Raw genomic sequence first — 17,655 nt, 5'->3', positions numbered from 1 at the left:
TGTGTCCTCCACTGTCGGTGGCCGCCGCTAGCCTCTCCGACATGCCCGCCCGTATCACCGATCCCGATCAGCTCAAGGAGCTCCTCGGCATCCCGTTCACCCCGGAGCAGACGGCCTGCATCACCGCGCCGCCCGCCCCGCAGGTGATCGTGGCCGGAGCAGGGTCGGGCAAGACGACGGTGATGGCGGCCCGCGTGGTGTGGCTGGTCGGCACCGGCCAGGTCGCCCCCGAGCAGGTGCTCGGCCTCACCTTCACCAACAAGGCCGCGGGTGAACTCGCCGAGCGCGTCCGCAAGGCGCTGATCAAGGCCGGCGTCACCGACCCCGACGTCATCGACCCGGACAACCCGCCGGGCGAACCGCTGATCTCCACGTACCACGCCTTCGCGGGCCGCCTGCTGACCGACCACGGCCTGCGCATCGGCCTCGAACCGACCTCCCGCCTGCTCGCCGACGCCACCCGCTTCCAGCTCGCCGCGCGCGTACTGCGCGAGGCACCCGGCCCCTACCCGGCGCTGACCCGCTCCTTCGCCGACCTGGTCAGCGACCTCCTGGCACTCGACGCCGAGCTCGCCGAACACCTGGTACGGCCCGAGGACCTGCGCGCGTACGACGCCGACCTGCTGCGTGCCCTCCAGGACGCCAAGCTCACCAACGAGGCCCTGCGCAAGGTCCCCGAGGCGGCTGCCGCCCGCCGTGAACTCGCCGAACTGGTCGTCCGCTACCGCACCGCCAAGCGCGAACGCGACCTGCTGGACTTCGGCGACCAGATCGCCCTGTCCGCCCAACTCGCCCGGATCCCAGAGGTGGGCCGTGTCCTGCGCGACGAGTTCCGGGTGGTGCTCCTCGACGAGTACCAGGACACCTCCGTGGCTCAGCGCATCCTGCTGGCGGGCCTGTTCGGCGGCGGCACCGGCCACCCGGTGACCGCGGTCGGCGACCCCTGCCAGGCGATCTACGGCTGGCGCGGCGCCTCCGTCGCCAACCTCGACGACTTCCCCGAGCACTTCGCCCACACCGACGGCCGCCTCGCCACCCGCCAGTCGCTCAGCGAGAACCGCCGCAGCGGCGGCCGCCTCCTCGACCTCGCCAACGGCCTCGCCGAGCCCCTGCGCGCCATGCACGCGGGCGTGGAGGCCCTGCGCCCGGCTCCCGGGGCCGAACGCGACGGCACGGTCCGCTGCGCCCTCCTGCCCACCCACGCCGAGGAGATCGACTGGATCGCCGACTCCATCGCGCACCTCGTGAACACCGGCAAGGCGCCCGGTGAGATCGCCGTCCTGTGCCGTACGGCCACCGACTTCGCCGAACTCCAGGGCGCGCTCGTCGCCCGGGACGTCCCCGTCGAGGTCGTCGGCCTGTCCGGGCTCCTGCACCTGCCCGAGATCGCCGACCTGGTCGCCGTCTGCGAGGTCCTCCAGGACCCCGGCGCCAATGCCTCCCTGGTCCGGCTGTTGACCGGCCCGCGCTGGCGTATCGGCCCGCGCGACCTCGCCCTCCTGGGGCGGCGCGCCCGACTGCTCGTCTCCCACGCGCGCGTGGACGGCGACGACGACCCGGACCGTCGGCTCGCCGCGGCCGTCGAGGGGGTCGACCCTTCCGAAGTGATATCGCTCGCGGACGCCCTGGACACGTTCTTGGAGACGCCGCTCGACGGCGACGGGGCCGACGACGGGCTGCCCTTCTCGCCGGACGCGCGCGTGCGGTTCGCGCGCCTGGCCACCGAACTGCGCGACCTGCGCCGCTCCCTGTCCGACCCGCTGATGGACGTCCTGCACCGCGTCCTCGCCGTTACCGGCCTGGAGGTGGAACTGTCGGCGTCCCCGCACGCCCTGGCCGCCCGCCGCCGCGAGACCCTGTCCAACTTCCTGGACGTGGCCGCCTCGTTCGCCGCCGGCGACAACGAGACGAGCCTGCTCGCCTTCCTCGGCTTCCTGCGCACCGCCGCCCAGTACGAGAAGGGCCTCGACAACGCCCTTCCCGGCGGCGAGAACACCGTCAAGGTGCTCACCGCGCACAAGTCCAAGGGCCTGGAATGGGACGTCGTGGCCGTCCCCGGCCTGGTCACCGGCACCTTCCCCAGCACCCAGGGCCGCGAGAAGTGGACCGCCCAGGGCAAGGTGCTGCCGCACGAACTGCGGGGCGACACCGCCACCCTCCCCGACATCACCTCCTGGGACTCCCGCGGCCTGAAGGCCTTCCACGAGGACATGAAGGAGCACCAGCACACGGAGGAACTCCGCCTCGGCTACGTCACCTTCACCCGCCCCCGCTCCCTCCTCCTCGGCTCCGGCCACTGGTGGGGCCCCACCCAGAAGAAGCCCCGCGGGCCGTCCGACTTCCTCCAGGCGCTGTACGAGCACTGCGCTGCCGGACACGGCGAGATCGAGGCCTGGGCGGACGAGCCCGCCGAGGACGAGGAAAACCCGGCACTGCACCAGCGGACCGCCGACCAGGTGTGGCCCCTGCCCCTGGACGAGACGTCCCTGGCCCGCCGCCGAGCGGCCGCCGAGACGGTCCTGGCCCACCTGGAACACCTCGCCTCCCACGAGGACGGCCACCCTGCGGCCACGCACGACCCGGACACCTTCGACGACCCGGACTGGCCCGTGCCGCCGGACGACGACGCGGTTCCCGAGGACGACCTCCACGAGCCCGACCTCCACGAGGAGGACCCTTTCGGCGAGGAGGACTCGGTCGGCTGGGACTCCTGGAGCGCGGCCCGCCCGACCGTCCCGCACCAGACTGCGGGTCCGGACGCCGTGGAGCACCCTCGCCCGGAACCCGCGCGCCCCCACCCCACGGAACCCGGGAGCGCACTCCTCACCCCCGAGGAGGCCCGCACCATCGCCTCCTGGGACCGCGACCTCGACGCCCTCACCGGCGAACTCCTGCGCGCCCGCGAGAGCGTCACCGACGTCCCCCTGCCGGCGTCGCTGACCGCGTCCCAGCTGATGCGCCTGGCCGCCGACCCGACCGGCCTCGCACAGGAACTGGCCCGCCCCATGCCCCGCCCGCCGCAGCCCGCGGCGCGCCGTGGCACCCGCTTCCACGCCTGGGTCGAGTCCCGCTTCGAGGCGCTCACGCTGCCCATGCTGGAGCCGGAGGAACTGCCCGGCAGCGAGGCCGAGATCGCCGACGAACGAGACCTCGAAGCCCTCAAAGACGCCTTCGAACGCACCGAGTACGCCCAGCGCACGCCCTACCGGGTCGAGGCCCCGTTCCAACTCGCGATCGCCGGTCGTGTGGTCCGGGGTCGTATCGACGCCGTCTACAAGGAAGGCGACGGCTCGGCGGCGACGTACGAGATCGTCGACTGGAAGACCAGCCGCACCCGCACCGCGGACCCGCTCCAGCTCGCCGTCTACCGGCTCGCCTGGGCCGAGCGGCAGGGCGTACCCCTGGACTCGGTCACGGCGACCTTCCTCTACGTACGCAGCGGCGAGGTCGTACGACCGGATGACCTGCCGGGCCGGGCAGCGCTGGAACGGCTGCTCCTGGAGGAGCCCGGGGGTGAGGAACCGCACGACGAGGATGTCGGTGCGGGCCGATAGGCTCGTGACCATGAGCCAGCCCGTTGACAGTGCCGTCAGCGCCGTCCGTACGTACATCGAGCAACACCGTGCCGCCTTCCTCGACGACCTCGCCGAGTGGCTGCGCATCCCGTCCGTGTCGGCCCAGCCCGACCACGCGACCGACGTACGCCGCAGCGCCGACTGGCTCGCCGCCAAGCTTGAGGAGACCGGCTTCCCGACCGCCGAAGTCTGGGAGACCCCGGGGGCGCCCGCCGTCTTCGCCGAGTGGCCCTGCGACGACCCCGAGGCGCCCACGGTCCTCGTCTACGGCCACCACGACGTGCAGCCCGCCGCCCGCGAGGACGGCTGGGACAGCGAGCCCTTCGAGCCCGTCGTCCGCGAGAACCGCCTCTACGCGCGCGGGGCGGCCGACGACAAGGGCCAGGTGTTCTTCCACACACTCGGCGTCCGCGCCCACCTCGCCGCCACCGGCCGCACCGTCCCGGCCGTGCACCTCAAGCTGCTGATCGAGGGCGAGGAGGAGTCCGGCTCCCCGCACTTCCGGGCACTGGTCGAGGAGCGGTCGGGCCGGCTCGCCGCCGACGCGGTGATCGTCTCCGACACGGGCATGTGGTCCGAGGACACCCCGACCGTGTGCACCGGCATGCGTGGCCTCGCCGAGTGCGAGATCCGGTTCCACGGCCCCGACCAGGACATCCACTCGGGCTCCTTCGGCGGCGCCGTCCCGAACCCGGCCACGGCCGCCGCCCGCCTCGTCGCCGCCCTGCACGACGAGCACGCGCGCGTGACGGTCCCCGGCTTCTACGACGGCATCGTCGAACTCACCGACCGCGAGCGCGCTCTCTTCGCCGAGCTGCCCTTCGACGAACGTCAGTGGCTGCGCACCGCCAAGTCGTACGCCACTCACGGCGAGGCCGGGCACACCACCCTGGAGCGCATCTGGGCCCGCCCCACCGCCGAGGTCAACGGCATCGGCGGCGGCTACCAGGGCCCCGGCAGCAAGACGATCGTTCCGTCCTCCGCCATGGTGAAGCTCTCGTTCCGACTGGTCGCGGGCCAGGACCCCGGCCACATCGAGAAGGCCGTCCGCGACTGGGCCGCCGAGCAGGTGCCCGCGGGCATCCGGCAGGAGATCACCTTCACCGGGTCCACGCGCCCGTGCCTGACACCGCTGGAGCACCCGGCCCTGCAGTCCGTCGTCCGCGCGATGGGCCGCGCCTTCGACAAGCCCGTCCGCTTCACCAGGGAAGGCGGTTCGGGTCCGGCCGCCGACCTCCAGGAGGTCCTCGGCGCACCCGTGCTCTTCCTCGGCATCTCCGTCCCGTCCGACGGCTGGCACGCCCCGAACGAGAAGGTCGAGCTGGACCTCCTCCTCAAGGGCGTCGAGACCACCGCGTACCTCTGGGGCGACCTCGCGGAGAACTGGCGCCATGCTCCCTGATCGCCCCGCACCGCCCGGATCGGCATGGCACGCGGGGCACACTGGAAGAACCGTCCCGCACCGCCACGCCCCGCCGGACGCGGTCGCCTCCCGCCGTACGTCCCGCTGAACCGCCCGTGAAACACCCTTTCCACCGGGGGAGTTGGAAGCACTCGTGACCACCTGGACCGACCACACCGCCGACCGCCCCATCTCGCTCACCGCTCCGAGCGGCATCGACCGGGCCGCCCACCACCGGCTCGACGAGGCCTGGCTCGCGGCGGCGTGGAGCCACCCCACAACCCGTTGCTTCGTGGTCTCCGGCGGCCAGGTCCTCATCGACGAGACGGCCGACGGCCACACCGAACTCGTCATGACCCCGTCCTTCGAGGCCCCCCTCACCGAGGCGCACCGCTACTTCCTCGGCATCGACGAGGACGGCGTGCGCTACTTCGCGCTCCAGAAGGACGCGCTCCCCGGCCGTATCGACCAGTCCGCGCGCCCGGCCGGTCTGCGCGAGGCCGGTCTGCTCCTCTCACCCCGCGAGGCCGGCCTGATGGTGCACGCGGTCGGCCTGGAGAACTGGCAGCGCACGCACCGCTTCTGCTCCCGTTGCGGCGAGCGCACGGTCATCGCCGCGGCCGGTCACATCCGCCGGTGCCAGGCCTGCGGTGCCGAGCACTACCCGCGCACCGACCCCGCCGTGATCATGGCCGTCACCGACGAGGACGACCGCATCCTGCTGGGACGCCAGGTCCACTGGCCCGAAGGACGCTTCTCGACGCTCGCCGGCTTCGTCGAGCCCGGTGAGTCCATCGAGCAGTCGGTGCGTCGCGAGGTCTTCGAGGAGGCCGGTGTCACCATCGGCCAGGTCGAGTACGTCGCCAGCCAGCCCTGGCCCTTCCCGTCCAGCCTCATGCTGGGCTTCACGGCCCGCGCCACCTCGACCGACATAGACGTCGACGGTGACGAGATCCACGAGGCCCGTTGGTTCTCCCGCGACGAGCTGAGCGCCGCCTTCGAGACCGGCGAGGTGCTCCCGCCGTACGGCATCTCGATCGCGGCCCGCCTGATCGAGCTCTGGTACGGCAAGCCGCTGCCGACGAGGAGCTTCGTCTGAGGCGCGGGACATGCCGGACCCGTACTGGAACCACAACGTCCACTACCACCCGGTGGTACTCGCCGCCGTGCCGGACGGCTGCGGTGACGGGCTGCTCGCGCGCAAGCTCGCGGCCGGAACGGGATCCGTCACGGGAATGGACCGCTCGCCGGAGATGATCCGGCTCGCGCGGGAGAGCGCGGAAGGGCTCGGCAACGTCACGTTCCTGGAGGGGGATTACCTCGACGCCCCGCGCCTGCCCGACGAAACGTACGGCTTTGTGAGTGCGGTCGCCGTCGTGCACCACTCGGAGTTCGAGCACGCGGTCGGACGGCTGGTACGGCTGCTGGCCCCCGGCGGACGGCTGGTGATCGTGGGGCTGGCGCGCGACCGGGCACCTCTCGACTGGGTCATCGGCGCACTCGGTGTGCCGGCGAACCTCTTCCACCGGTCACGCCGGAACGAGGGCGGCCCGGCGGGTATGCCCATCGAGGACTCGACGATGTCCTGGAGCGAGGTCCGGCAGGCCGCCCACCGACTCCTGCCCGGCTGCCGCTTCCGGCGCCGACTGCTGTGGCGCTACACGCTGGTGTGGGACAAACCACAAGAAGGCGGCCCCTGAAGCGCCAGGGACCGCCTTCCGGAAACCACGCCCGCGAAGCGGTTACGCGCCGATCCTCTGCTTGACCTGAGCCAGCGAAGGGTTCGTGAGCGTCGAGCCGTCCGGGAAAAGTACGGTCGGAACCGTCTGGTTTCCGCCATTCGCCTTTTCGACGAATGCGGCGGAGTCCGGGTCCTGCTCGATGTTGATCTCGTCGTACGCGATGCCCTCACGGTCCATCTGGCTCTTCAGCCGACGGCAGTAGCCGCACCACGTGGTGCTGTACATCGTCACAGTGCCCGGCATGTCTCTCGTGCTCCTTCGGCGGGTCGGCGGATGTGCGCTCGCAGTGGGGAACGTACTTGAAAGGGCCACCATTCCCAGTGGCCGGGTTCCGCCGGACGTGACGCCTGCCGCATCAGTACTGCCGCATTAGTACGACTGCGGGTGCCTGCCTGTGGACAACCGGCTCACCCGTCTCCGGCGACCTGGCAGCATGGCCGTGTGACAGCAGCAACGCACTCCACCCTCTTCCCGCAGACACCGGGCTCGGCCGACGCGGTGCTCGAAGGGCTCGACCCCGAGCAGCGCGAGGTGGCCACCGCCCTGCACGGCCCGGTGTGCGTGCTGGCGGGCGCCGGTACGGGCAAGACACGGGCGATCACCCATCGCATCGCCTACGGGGTGCGCGCCGGGATCCTCCAGCCCTCCACCGTGCTGGCCGTCACCTTCACCAACCGGGCCGCCGGGGAGATGCGCGGCCGACTGCGCCAGCTCGGCGCCGTCGGTGTCCAGGCCCGCACCTTCCACTCGGCCGCCCTGCGCCAGCTCCAGTACTTCTGGCCGAAAGCCGTCGGCGGCTCCATGCCCCGGCTGGTCGACCGCAAGATCCAGCTCGTCGCCGACGCGGCCGCCGCCTGCCGCATCCGCCTCGACCGGGGTGAGCTGCGGGACGTCACCGGTGAGATCGAGTGGTCCAAGGTCACCCAGACCGTCCCCGCCGACTACTTGCTCGCCGCCGCCAAGGCCGGCCGCGAGGCCCCCCGCGACCCCGCGGAGATCGCCCAGCTCTACTCCGCCTACGAGGATCTCAAGCGCGCCCGCGGGGTCATCGACTTCGAGGACGTCCTGCTGCTGACCGTGGCCGTCCTCCAGGACCGGCACGACATCGCCGAGCAGGTCCGCTCCCAGTACCAGCACTTCGTGGTCGACGAGTACCAGGACGTCAGCCCCCTCCAGCAGCGCCTCCTGGAGCTGTGGCTCGGCGAGCGGGAGAACCTGTGCGTGGTCGGCGACGCCAGCCAGACGATCTACTCGTTCACGGGAGCAACTCCCGACCACCTGCTCGACTTCCGCACCCGCCACCCCGGCGCCACCGTCGTCAAGCTGGTCCGCGACTACCGCTCCACCCCCCAGGTGGTGCACCTCGCCAACGGACTGCTCGCCCAGGCTCGCGGCCGTGCCGCCGACCACCGGCTGGAGCTGGTCTCCCAGCGTGCTGCCGGCCCCGAGCCCGTCTACACCGAGCACACCGACGAGCCCGCCGAGGCCGAGGGCGCCGCCCGCCGCATCCGCGAGCTCATCGACGCAGGCTGCCGGGCCAGCGAGATCGCCATCCTGTTCCGCACCAACTCCCAGTCCGAGACCTACGAACAGGCCCTCGCCGACGCCGGAGTCCCCTATCAGCTGCGGGGTGCCGAGCGGTTCTTCGACCGCCCCGAGGTGCGCAAGGCGGGCATCGCCCTGCGCGGCGCGGCCCGCTTCGGCGGCAACGACTCCCTCCTCGACGACGCCGTCGACCTGCCCTCCCAGGTGCGTGCCGTGCTGTCGGGCGAGGGCTGGACCACTCAGCCCCCGGCCGGATCCGGGGCCGTCCGAGAGCGCTGGGAGTCGCTGGCCGCCCTGGTGAACCTCGCGCATGACTTCGCCGCCTCCAGATCCGGCGCCACCCTCAGCGACCTGGTGGCCGAGCTGGACGAGCGGGCGAGCGCCCAGCACGCCCCGACCGTCGAGGGGGTCACGCTCGCCTCCCTGCACTCGGCCAAGGGACTGGAGTGGGATGTCGTCTTCCTGGTCGGTGTCGCCGAGGGCATGATGCCGATCACCTACGCAAAGACCGACGAGCAGATCGAGGAGGAGCGCCGCCTCCTCTATGTCGGCGTCACCCGTGCCAGAGAGCGCCTGTATGTGTCCTGGGCGCTGTCCCGTTCGCCCGGCGGCCGTCCGAGTCGCAGGCCCAGCCGCTTCCTCGACGGGCTGCGTCCCGGCTCGGCGGGCGTCGCCGGACGGAGTGCCGCGGGCGGTCCCGGGGGCGTCGAGCGCGGCTTCACCACCAGTAGGGCCGGTGCCGCCGTTCCACGGCGCACGCAGCGCACCCCGGCGCGCTGCCGGGTGTGCGGGCGTACGCTCACCGACGCCGGTGAGATGAAACTGATGCGCTGTGAGGACTGCCCGTCGGACATGGACGAGGGGCTCTACGAGCGGCTGCGCGAGTGGCGTGCGGTCCAGGCGCAGCGCAGCGGGCAGCCCGCCTTCTGCGTCTTCACCGACAAGACGCTGATGGCGATCGCGGAGGCCGTCCCCGACGACGACGGGGAGCTGGCGCGGATCCCGGGGGTCGGGGTGCGCAAGCTCAGCCGCTACGGAGCCGATGTCCTGGCGATCTGCGCAGGCCAGCACCTCGAGGGAGAAGAAGATGAGGGCTGACGCGAACTCGTCGAAAAAATAGTTTGCGCATGCCCCGGCAATCCCCATAGGTTCGTAGCCACGAGAACGGAGGCCTTCTCCGAGGCCCCGCTTTCGTGTTGTACTTGCATATCCGTCGGACTGGCTCACCCTCAGTCCCTCTAGACGCCGAGAGGAGGCGATTCCAGTGATCAGCATCAACGTCAGCTCCATCAGCACCGCCAAAGTGACCGATCGCTCGGTCGTCTCCACGTGCATGCTCGGCGTCTCGAACCTGGGCACCGGTCTGTCCGGCATTCCTGCCGTGCGTCCGGCGTCCTCCGTGTCTCTCGCCGGCCTTCCCGTCCGGGAGCGCAATGAGCGACCGACCAAGGCACTGGAAGCAGTAGGGGCACAGGCGCATGCCTATGCCTTTGCGCCCGCCGGTGCCGGAAGCCGGAAGCAGACGACGCAGCACCACCTGATGTGGGCCTTCCGTGGGCCAGAACCCTGGAGTGATCCAGCCTGATCGACGATCAGGTCGGCGCCTTCAGGGCCGCGGAACCCCATCCGGGATCCGCGGCCCTTCTGTTTGTCCCCGAACGGGGACGACGGAGCGAAGGGGCCTCGGGACAAGAAAAGAACCCGGTACCAGCCGCCACTCGGCCCAACAGGGCCGGAACGACAGACGAGGAAGACGAACCGTGCAACTCGAAGCGCACGCCCCGTCCGTACCGCCTTCCGAAACGATCCCCCCGCCCGGCCTCACGGAGGACTCCACCTTGACCCCGCTCACTGCGCTCACCGCGCTCGACGACGCCATCGAGAACCTCGGCGTACCCGTCCCCTGCCGTTCGTACGACCCGGAGGTCTTCTTCGCGGAGTCGCCGGCCGACGTCGAGTACGCCAAGTCGCTCTGCCGCACCTGCCCGCTGGTCGAGGCCTGCCTCGCCGGCGCCAAGGAGCGGCGCGAGCCCTGGGGCGTCTGGGGTGGCGAGCTGTTCGTCCAGGGTGTCGTCGTCGCCCGGAAGCGGCCGCGTGGTCGCCCGCGCAAGAACCCGGTCACGGCATGAACACCGCAGGAACGATCGACCGCCCCCTCACGCACGACCCCAAGAAGCAGGCCCCGATGAAGCCGTCCACCGACGAACTCGCAGGCTCCGCGCCTGAAGACTTCACCACCAGTGGTGCGATCGACTCGCGCCAGAACAGGACCCGAGAGATGCAACTCATCCCAGAAGCCCTGGCTCGTGCGCATATGCACGAGCGCCTGCAGGCCGCCGAGCGGGAACGCCGGGCCGTGCGCCTGGCGACCGCCCGCCGGATGCAGCGTCGGGCGGAGCGCGCCTCGCTGCGTGCCCGCCGCGCGCTCGCCATGGCCGTCATGCAGTAATCCCGAACACACCTGAAGCGGTGGCCTCCCGGTCGGGGAGGCGGAGCTCTCACCGCGGGGGCCGGTCCGTCCGAACGGACCGGCCCCCGCGGTGCGTTGTGTCCGCCGATCCGCAGATCGCGGGGATATCGTCACCGGGTGACGAGTCTTCCCGGAGGCAGTGACGACGGCGGCTCCGCCAAGGAGCTCGAGCCCCTTGTGTGCGCCCGGTGTGGCACCGTGGCCGAGGGCCCGCAGCCCACCTGGACCTGCTCCGTGGAGAGCGGCGTCCGTCAGTACTTCTGCAACGCCTGCTCCCGGGAGAACCTCAGAGCGATCGAGGGGCGGCTGGACTCGGCCTGGTGGTGAGCCTTCCGCGAAGCCTCATGCCTCCGCCGCCGGTTCCTCTTCCAGGCCTTCCTCCGTCACGAACCCAGGCAGCCACTCCTCCAACTCCTCGCGTAGGCGCACCGTCGAGCCCAGCTGGCACAGCACGCCGATTGTGCTCAATGTCACCCGGTGGATGAGGAGATACGCGGGGGGAAGGTTGAGCTGCTTGGCCAGCTGGTAGGCGGGGGAGCGCGGGTCGCCGATCCGGGCCGCCTGGCTGCGCATCCATCCGCGGGTGAAGGTGAACGACTCGGCCTGGGCCGGTTCGATGATCGGCAGGAGGTAGTCGAGGACGGCGTTCGGGTCCAGCTCTATGGACTCCTTGACGAAACCCTCGGTGCAAAGGAGTTCGTAGACCGCGTCCGCCTCGCCGTCGAGCGTCATCCGCAGGGAGGTGCCGATCGGAGTCGGCAGGCCGCCCGGGAGGCGGTCGACCGTGCCGAAGTCCAGGACGCCCAGGCGCCAGTCGTCCTTTCCGTCCGGGCCACCGGGCAGGAGGCGGAAGTTGCCCGGGTGCGGGTCGGCGTGCAACAGCCCGGTGCGGGCGGGCCCGGAGAAAAGGAAGCGGGCCAGGAGCTGGCCGGCCCGGTCGCGCTGCTCCTGGGTGCCGTCGGCGATCACCTCGGACAGCGGGACACCGTCCATCCATTCCGTGATCAGCACCTGGTCGCACTGGTGCACCACATTGGGCACCACGACGTCAGGGTCGTCGGTGAACTCCTCGGCATGCGCCTGCTGGGCCTGTGCCTCCAGACCGTAGTCCAGTTCCTCGGAGACGCGGTCCCTGAGCTCCGAGATCAGAGGTTTGATGTCCACGCCGGGGACGAGGGGGCCCAGCAGGCGGGCAAAACGGCTCAATTGGTTCAAGTCGGACAGTAGGGCCTCGCCCGCGCCGGGGTACTGCACCTTGACCGCCACCTCACGGCCGTCGCGCCACGTCCCGCGGTGCACCTGGCCGATCGAGGCGGCCGCCGAGGGCTTGTCCTCGAACTCGAGGAACAGCTCACGCCAGTTCTCGCCGAGGCGCTCGTCCAGCACTGCGTGCATGGTGCGCGTCGGCATCGGAGGCGCCGCCTCCTGGAGCTTGGTCAGCGCCACCCGGTAGGGGCCGGCGATCTCCTCGGGGAGCGCCGATTCGAAGACGGACAGGGCCTGGCCGAACTTCATCGCGCCGCCCTTGAGCTCGCCGAGCACCTTGAACAGCTGCTCGGCCGTGCGCTGTTGCAGCTCGCGGCCGACCAGCTCGGCGGACTCGCCGACGATCCGCTTGCCGAGTCCCCAGGTCGCCCGTCCGGCGAACCCGAGCGGCAGCGCGGCGAGCTTGGCGGTACGGGTGACCGCCTTGCGGGGAAGATCAGACATGCGCCCTCCAGGTCCCAGCAAGCCGCGCCGCGTGTGTCGTACGGCGAAACTCCTTCGACGGTCGTTGCTCCGCCATTGTCTCGTGCGACTCCTCTTCCTTGGGTGTGTGTTCCCCCTTACCTTTCTCCGCTGCTCCACACGGACATGCGGGGTGCCCCCAGACCGGCCGCGCATGCCAGTGGAGGGCGGGCAGGGAGACCTCCCAACGTGCGCCGGCGCTCGACGGGACCTGGCCGTCCAGGAAGGCGAGCGCGTGTGCGGCGGCAAGGCCCGCGACCGTTGTGGCCAGCGCCAGATCGCAGGACCGCACCCGGCGTGGTCTGCCGGAACGCCACTGTGCGACCAGGCGGGGCCAGACCTGGTCGCGGTCCGTGCGCGCCTCGTGCAGGCAGCCGGCGCAGCCCGTCTCCCCCGGCAGCACGAACGGGCCCACCACTCCGGTCGCCTCCACCACGCCGACGTACAGATGGGGGGTGCCGGAGGTGATCAGGGGGTCGGCGGCGGACGGGAGGGGTGCGTGCACGTCCACGTCGTCCCGTGGGGCGAGGATCACGAGGGACAGGCCGGGGTCGTCGCCCTCGGACGGCGTGCGGGGGCTGCGGCGCGCTGGGCGGTCCGGCGCCGACCGCCGCACGGCGCGCCGCGCCGCCTCCTCCCTGCGGTCACCGACGGACTCGGCGGGCAGCCCGCCCGGCGCGATGTCTCCGGGCTCGACCGAGCCCACGTCGCGGACTTCGACCTCGCCGACCCCGGCCCCCGACAGCAGCGAGGCCAGGACCGCGCCCACCCGCCCGGCTCCTCTCACCTGCACGCGCAGGGAGCCGCGGGCAGCCAGGAGCCTGATCGCATCGCCGGGTTCGGACGTGGTCAGGGAGAGCGAGGCCAGGTCGGGACGCAGCCGGTCGAGGACCTCCTTCTTGGCGCGCAGGGCCTCGGCGGCCGGGCCGCCGCCCTTCGCGTCGTCGACGAGCCCGAACCGCGCGAGGCGTTCCACCAGCGCGTCGACATGCCCGTCCGGCAGATCCATGCGACGGCCCTCCTCCCGCAGAAGCGGAAGCCCGCGCGTGCCGTTGAGCAGGTCCAGGAAACTGCCTGTCGCCGTGTCCATCGGACCCAGCGTCATCGCGTGCGCCGGTGTCATCCCGAACTGCACGGTGTTGAGATCGCGCCAGCCGCGCCGGAGCGCGGGCTTCACGAGCGGAACCATCGGATGTGGATCCATCGACTGCATGACAGGCCCCCGTAGCCCTCGTAGAACATCCCCGCCTGCCGTTGGAAGTCGGTCGCAGCTCCGCCGGCAAGAGCCAGCATGCCCGGGCCCGCCGCCGGGTGCCGAAAGTTGTCCACAGGCAGGGGGTGTTAGTCGTACAAGTCAGTCGTACGAATCAAACGCATGTGGGGGATCGGAACCGAACCGACCCGGAGTCGGGACTTCCCCCGTGTGCAGCGGGTAACGTCGGGGCGTGCCCGCCGACCCACTGCACCGCGCCGGAACGCCACAGCGCAGCACGACGAGCCTGCCGCCGAGCGGCTCGGGGGCGAGCGCGATCGAAGTGCGCAGGAGTTCCCGTCGACGCCGGACGGTCTCCGCGTACCGCGAGGGCGATCGCACCGTCGTGCTCATCCCTGCCCGGATGTCCGAGGCCGAGGAGCAGCGCTGGGTGAGCGTCATGCTCGACAAGCTGGCCGCCCAGGAGAGCAAGCGAGTGCTCGGCGACGCCGAGTTGGCCGAGCGTGCCCAGCGCCTCTCGACCCAGTACTTCGACGGCCGGGCCCGGCCGAACTCGGTGCGCTGGGTCACCAACCAGAACACCCGCTGGGGCTCGTGCACCCCTTCCGAGGGCAGCATCCGTCTGTCGCACCGCCTGCAGGGCATGCCCGAGTACGTCGTCGACTACGTACTCCTCCACGAGCTCGCGCATCTGCTCGTACCCGGACACGGGCCCCGCTTCTGGCGGCTGCTGGAGGCGTATCCGCGCACCGAGCGGGCCCGGGGATATCTCGAAGGAGTGGTCGCCGCCGAGCGGTTGCCCCACCTGTCGGGCGCGGGCGGAGAGTGACGGCCGGCCCGTCGGCGTCGCGAGTCGAGGACCGCGCGGGATTTTGTACCGGATCTGTACCGACTTCCTTCGGTGTCCGAGTTTGCCGTTAGCCTGTCGCGACGCACTCACATTCGGGATGGGGGACGGTCGTTACGCATGGCCAGGGAATTCCAACGCGGCCACAAGGCCAAGATCAGTGACCTCACCGCGGGCACGGATCTGTACGTAGGCGTACAGATCTCCGGCCCCGGACTGACGTTCGACATCAGCTGCTTCGGGCTCGACGCCGACGAACGGCTCTCGGACGACCAGTACTTCATCTTCTTCAACCAGCCGAAGTCCCCCGAGGAATCCATTCAGCTCCTGGGCGCGCAGGCGGGCGACACGGAGGCCTTCAGGGTCACCCTCGACAAGATTCCGCCGCAGATCCAGAAGCTGTCGTTCACGGCGACGATCGACGGCGCCGGTCAGATGTCACAGATCGCCTCCGGATACGTCCGTATCGTCGCCGGCGGCGAGGAGGTGGCCCGGTACTCCTTCGACGGCGGTGAGTTCTCCACGGAACGTGCCGTCATGCTGGGCGACCTGTACCTGAAGGACGTCTGGCGGTTCGCCGCGGTCGGACAGGGCTTCGACGGCGGCCTCGACGCGCTGCTGAAGAACTTCGGCGGAGAGGTCGCCGAGGAGGAGCCGGCCCCGGCCGCCCCCGCGCCGTCCCAGGCGCCGGCGTTCGCGCCCCCGCCTCAGGCCGCCGCCCCCCAGACGCCCCCCGCGGCACCCGGCTTCGGAGCTCCCACGCCGGCCCCCGCGGCCCCGTCCATCCACACCGCACCCACGATCGTCGGCACCACTCCGCCCGGCGGAGTCGGCACCCCGCCCGGCGTCCCGCCGCAGGCGCCCGCGCCGACAAGCCCGCAGATGTTCACGCCCCCCGGGGCACCGGCCGGCCAGTTCGCGCCCCCCGGGGCCCCCGCGGGCCAGTTCACGCCGCCGGGCGCTCCCGCGGCCTTCCCGGGCCAGGCTCAGCCCTTCGGCGGCGGCACGGCGATCGCGCCGGTGCCGCCCGAGGCGAACGTCCGTGTCGTCCTGACGAAGTACGCCGAAGCCCCCGTAGGTGACCGCTGGACGGAGCAGAACCCGCAGCTCGTGCGGGCCACGCTCACCAAGGGCGCCCCCATCCTCGCCAAGCAGGGCAGCATGGTCGCCTACCAGGGCGACATCGACTTCGCTCACAAGGGCTCAGGTCTGCTCGGCAAGCTCACCGGTGCTCTCACCGGTCAGGGCATGTCCCTGATGCGCTGTTCCGGTGACGGCGAGGTGTTCCTCGCCGACGAGGCCAGCCGGGTGTTCGTCATCCGCCTCCAGGGGGAGCAGCTCTACACCAGTGCGCAGGGCGTCCTCGCCTTCGACGAGGCCCTGGACACCGAGGTACGCCGCATCGAGGGCGCGGGCCTGCCGGGCGGCGGCCTGTTCAGCATGCTCTTCTCGGGCACCGGAGCGGTCGCAGTGAAGACACGCGGCGTGCCGGTCGTCATCCCCGTCGGCCCGGCCACCTACGTCGACGGGAACGCCGTGATCGCCTGGTCCGCCGGTGCACAGGCCGTCACCACGACCTCGCTCAGGCTGCGCCGCTCCGGGTATTCCCGGCAGTCCATGGAGGCCGTGAACCTCCAGTTCCGCGGCGCCCCCGGCAACTTCGTCGTCGTACAGCCCTTCGAGGTGTGAGGCCCATGGACACCCAGACTCTCAGCGCGCACCGCGCCGCTTCGACCGGCGTCCGCATGAGCGTGCACAGCTCCAAGACGCTCAAGGTCACCATGGCCACCGGACACGATCTGCTGGCGAAGGCCGGCTCGATGATCGCGTACGACGGCTATGTGCAGTTCGACGGGGCGCCCGCCAGCCTGCGCCGTTCGGCGGAGGAGATGGTCTCCGGCGAGGGCGGCCGGCTGATGATCTGCCGCGGTGACGGCGACCTCTACCTCGCCGACTACGGCGGCGACGTCCTCGTCCTCCACCTGAACGGCGAGGCTCTCTCGGTCAACGGTGCCACGCTGCTGGCCTGCGACGCCTCGCTGGAACTGACCATCGAACCGGTCAAGGGGCTCGCCAAGCTGTCCGGCTCGGGCCTGACCAACCTCGTGGTTCGGGGTACCGGCTGGGTCGCGCTGGTCAGCCGCGGCATTCCGATGGCCCTGGACTGCGCCGAACGGGAGACGTACGTCGACCCGGACGCGCTGATCGCCTGGACGACCGGCCTGGACATGAAGGCCCGGCGCACGGTCAAGGCGAGCGCCCTCATCGGCCGGGGCAGCGGTGAGGCCTTCCAGATCGGCTTCAAGGGACAGGGCTTCGTGGTCGTCCAGCCGAGCGAGGACACCGGCGACCGATTCAAGATCCGGGGCTGAGAGGGGCACCACGCACATCATGCACAGCACACTCTTCGCACACGTCCCGGTGGAGTCCACCGGCCGCTACACGTTGCAGAACCCGCAGCTCCTCAAGACCGACGTCACCCAGGGCAGCAGCGCCGTGCTCGCCCGCCAGGGCGCCATGGTGGCCTTCGAGGGGCAGGTGGAGTTCGACAGCCAGTACCGCAACCGCAGTTGGCGCAATGCCGAGCGGATGACCGGCGAGCGCCTGGAACTGATGCGCTGCAAGGGCAACGGCATCGTCTACCTCGCCAACCTCGCCCAGCACCTGCACATCATGGAGGTCGGCCGCGGCCTGACCGTCGACAGCTCCTACGTCCTCGCCTTCGACGGCTCCCTCGGGGTCGGCATCGTCGCGGTCGACAGTGCCGTGGAGATCGCCGCGGCGGGTGCCTACAACCTGGAGCTGTCCGGCTCCGGACAGGTCGTCCTCATGACCTCCGGCGAGCCCCTGGTGATGGAGGTGACCCCGGAGAAGAACGTCTGCTGCGACGCGGACGCGGTGGTCGCCTGGTCCACGTCCCTGCGCACCCAGCTGCAGGCCCCCACCTCCACGTCCGCCGTGTGGCGCCGCCGCGGCTCCACCGGCGAGGGCTGGGAGATGCAGTTCTCCGGCACGGGGCACGTTCTGGTGCAGCCCAGCGAGCTGCTGCCGCCGCAGCACCTGCGCTCGTCGGGAATGGTCGGCCAGTTCGGTATGCGGGGCAACTCCCTCGGGGGAAGCAACGCCTGATCGT

The 17,655-nt window shown here is 71.1% G+C and carries 16 protein-coding genes; 13 read left to right on the top strand and 3 right to left on the bottom strand.

Annotated features, from left to right (window positions below):
- Nucleotides 1–41 precede the first annotated feature (41 nt).
- From ADK57_RS16535 to ADK57_RS16520, 4 genes are all read left to right on the top strand, one after another.
- Entirely contained in the window at nt 42–3,554 is a 3,513-nt protein-coding gene (locus tag ADK57_RS16535; RefSeq protein ID WP_053750242.1) for an ATP-dependent DNA helicase, read from the top strand.
- 10 nt (nt 3,555–3,564) lie between these two features.
- Nucleotides 3,565–4,977: a dipeptidase gene (locus tag ADK57_RS16530; protein ID WP_053750241.1), complete on the top strand. Its 1,413-nt coding sequence runs from the start codon at nt 3,565–3,567 to the stop codon at nt 4,975–4,977.
- 154 nt (nt 4,978–5,131) lie between these two features.
- Nucleotides 5,132–6,076, top strand: a complete 945-nt coding sequence (gene nudC, locus ADK57_RS16525) for an NAD(+) diphosphatase (protein WP_053750229.1) — start codon at nt 5,132–5,134, stop codon at nt 6,074–6,076.
- A gap of 10 nt (nt 6,077–6,086) precedes the next feature.
- Nucleotides 6,087–6,677, top strand: a complete 591-nt coding sequence (locus ADK57_RS16520) for a class I SAM-dependent methyltransferase (protein ID WP_053750228.1) — start codon at nt 6,087–6,089, stop codon at nt 6,675–6,677.
- Nucleotides 6,678–6,719: 42 nt separating this feature from the next.
- On the opposite strand, the gene ADK57_RS16515 is transcribed toward ADK57_RS16520, so the two are convergent.
- On the bottom strand, nt 6,720–6,962 hold the full coding sequence (locus ADK57_RS16515; RefSeq protein ID WP_053750227.1) for a mycoredoxin: 243 nt from the start codon (nt 6,960–6,962) through the stop codon (nt 6,720–6,722).
- Nucleotides 6,963–7,160: 198 nt separating this feature from the next.
- Between ADK57_RS16515 and ADK57_RS16510 the strand changes: the two genes are divergently transcribed.
- From ADK57_RS16510 to ADK57_RS49940, 5 genes are all read left to right on the top strand, one after another.
- Nucleotides 7,161–9,362: an ATP-dependent DNA helicase UvrD2 gene (locus tag ADK57_RS16510; RefSeq protein WP_199830597.1), complete on the top strand. Its 2,202-nt coding sequence runs from the start codon at nt 7,161–7,163 to the stop codon at nt 9,360–9,362.
- Between the two features lie 166 nt (nt 9,363–9,528).
- Nucleotides 9,529–9,849 (top strand): hypothetical protein, encoded by a 321-nt coding sequence (locus ADK57_RS16505; protein WP_053750225.1) that lies wholly within the window; start codon nt 9,529–9,531, stop codon nt 9,847–9,849.
- Nucleotides 9,850–10,024: 175 nt separating this feature from the next.
- Nucleotides 10,025–10,393, top strand: a complete 369-nt coding sequence (locus ADK57_RS16500) for a WhiB family transcriptional regulator (RefSeq protein WP_030038270.1) — start codon at nt 10,025–10,027, stop codon at nt 10,391–10,393.
- A complete protein-coding gene (locus ADK57_RS16495) occupies nt 10,390–10,713 on the top strand; it encodes a hypothetical protein (protein ID WP_053750224.1) in 324 nt (107 codons plus the stop codon). Before ADK57_RS16500 ends, ADK57_RS16495 begins: the two co-directional genes overlap by 4 nt.
- A 138-nt stretch (nt 10,714–10,851) precedes the next feature.
- Nucleotides 10,852–11,061 (top strand): hypothetical protein, encoded by a 210-nt coding sequence (locus ADK57_RS49940; protein ID WP_159050076.1) that lies wholly within the window; start codon nt 10,852–10,854, stop codon nt 11,059–11,061.
- A gap of 15 nt (nt 11,062–11,076) precedes the next feature.
- On the opposite strand, the gene ADK57_RS16490 is transcribed toward ADK57_RS49940, so the two are convergent.
- Both ADK57_RS16490 and ADK57_RS16485 read right to left on the bottom strand, forming a co-directional pair.
- A complete protein-coding gene (locus tag ADK57_RS16490; RefSeq protein WP_053750223.1) occupies nt 11,077–12,444 on the bottom strand; it encodes an ABC1 kinase family protein in 1,368 nt (455 codons plus the stop codon).
- Nucleotides 12,437–13,651: a TOMM precursor leader peptide-binding protein gene (locus ADK57_RS16485; protein WP_053750222.1), complete on the bottom strand. Its 1,215-nt coding sequence runs from the start codon at nt 13,649–13,651 to the stop codon at nt 12,437–12,439. The genes ADK57_RS16490 and ADK57_RS16485 overlap by 8 nt, the downstream gene beginning before the upstream one ends.
- A gap of 256 nt (nt 13,652–13,907) precedes the next feature.
- Here ADK57_RS16485 and ADK57_RS16480 point away from each other — a divergent pair, with 256 nt between their 5' ends.
- From ADK57_RS16480 to ADK57_RS16465, 4 genes are all read left to right on the top strand, one after another.
- Nucleotides 13,908–14,504 (top strand): M48 family metallopeptidase, encoded by a 597-nt coding sequence (locus ADK57_RS16480; RefSeq protein WP_063785960.1) that lies wholly within the window; start codon nt 13,908–13,910, stop codon nt 14,502–14,504.
- A 138-nt stretch (nt 14,505–14,642) separates the two neighbouring features.
- Nucleotides 14,643–16,211 carry a TerD family protein gene (locus tag ADK57_RS16475; RefSeq protein ID WP_053750220.1) on the top strand — a complete coding sequence of 523 codons (1,569 nt, stop codon included), beginning with the start codon at nt 14,643–14,645 and terminating at the stop codon, nt 16,209–16,211.
- Nucleotides 16,212–16,216: 5 nt separating this feature from the next.
- On the top strand, nt 16,217–16,894 hold the full coding sequence (locus tag ADK57_RS16470; protein WP_053750219.1) for an AIM24 family protein: 678 nt from the start codon (nt 16,217–16,219) through the stop codon (nt 16,892–16,894).
- Between the two features lie 19 nt (nt 16,895–16,913).
- A complete protein-coding gene (locus tag ADK57_RS16465; RefSeq protein ID WP_053750218.1) occupies nt 16,914–17,651 on the top strand; it encodes an AIM24 family protein in 738 nt (245 codons plus the stop codon).
- Nucleotides 17,652–17,655: the final 4 nt, after the last annotated feature.

Origin of the sequence: Streptomyces sp. MMG1533, from assembly GCF_001279775.1 — a bacterium.
Classification (GTDB): Bacteria; Actinomycetota; Actinomycetes; order Streptomycetales; family Streptomycetaceae; genus Streptomyces.
Note: the sequence above shows the minus strand (reverse complement) of the source record. Positions and strands in the feature narration are given on the sequence as shown.

What these genes read in the sequence shown, in the direction of transcription:
- ADK57_RS16490 (WP_053750223.1), bottom strand. Translation starts at nt 12,444, where the DNA reads ATGTCTGATCTTCCCCGCAAGGCGGTCACCCGTACCGCCAAGCTCGCC.
- ADK57_RS16475 (WP_053750220.1), top strand. Translation starts at nt 14,643, where the DNA reads ATGGCCAGGGAATTCCAACGCGGCCACAAGGCCAAGATCAGTGACCTC.
- ADK57_RS16530 (WP_053750241.1), top strand. Translation starts at nt 3,565, where the DNA reads ATGAGCCAGCCCGTTGACAGTGCCGTCAGCGCCGTCCGTACGTACATC.
- ADK57_RS16520 (WP_053750228.1), top strand. Translation starts at nt 6,087, where the DNA reads ATGCCGGACCCGTACTGGAACCACAACGTCCACTACCACCCGGTGGTA.
- ADK57_RS16470 (WP_053750219.1), top strand. Translation starts at nt 16,217, where the DNA reads ATGGACACCCAGACTCTCAGCGCGCACCGCGCCGCTTCGACCGGCGTC.
- ADK57_RS16495 (WP_053750224.1), top strand. Translation starts at nt 10,390, where the DNA reads ATGAACACCGCAGGAACGATCGACCGCCCCCTCACGCACGACCCCAAG.
- ADK57_RS16465 (WP_053750218.1), top strand. Translation starts at nt 16,914, where the DNA reads ATGCACAGCACACTCTTCGCACACGTCCCGGTGGAGTCCACCGGCCGC.
- ADK57_RS16485 (WP_053750222.1), bottom strand. Translation starts at nt 13,651, where the DNA reads ATGGTTCCGCTCGTGAAGCCCGCGCTCCGGCGCGGCTGGCGCGATCTC.
- ADK57_RS16515 (WP_053750227.1), bottom strand. Translation starts at nt 6,962, where the DNA reads ATGCCGGGCACTGTGACGATGTACAGCACCACGTGGTGCGGCTACTGC.
- ADK57_RS16535 (WP_053750242.1), top strand. Translation starts at nt 42, where the DNA reads ATGCCCGCCCGTATCACCGATCCCGATCAGCTCAAGGAGCTCCTCGGC.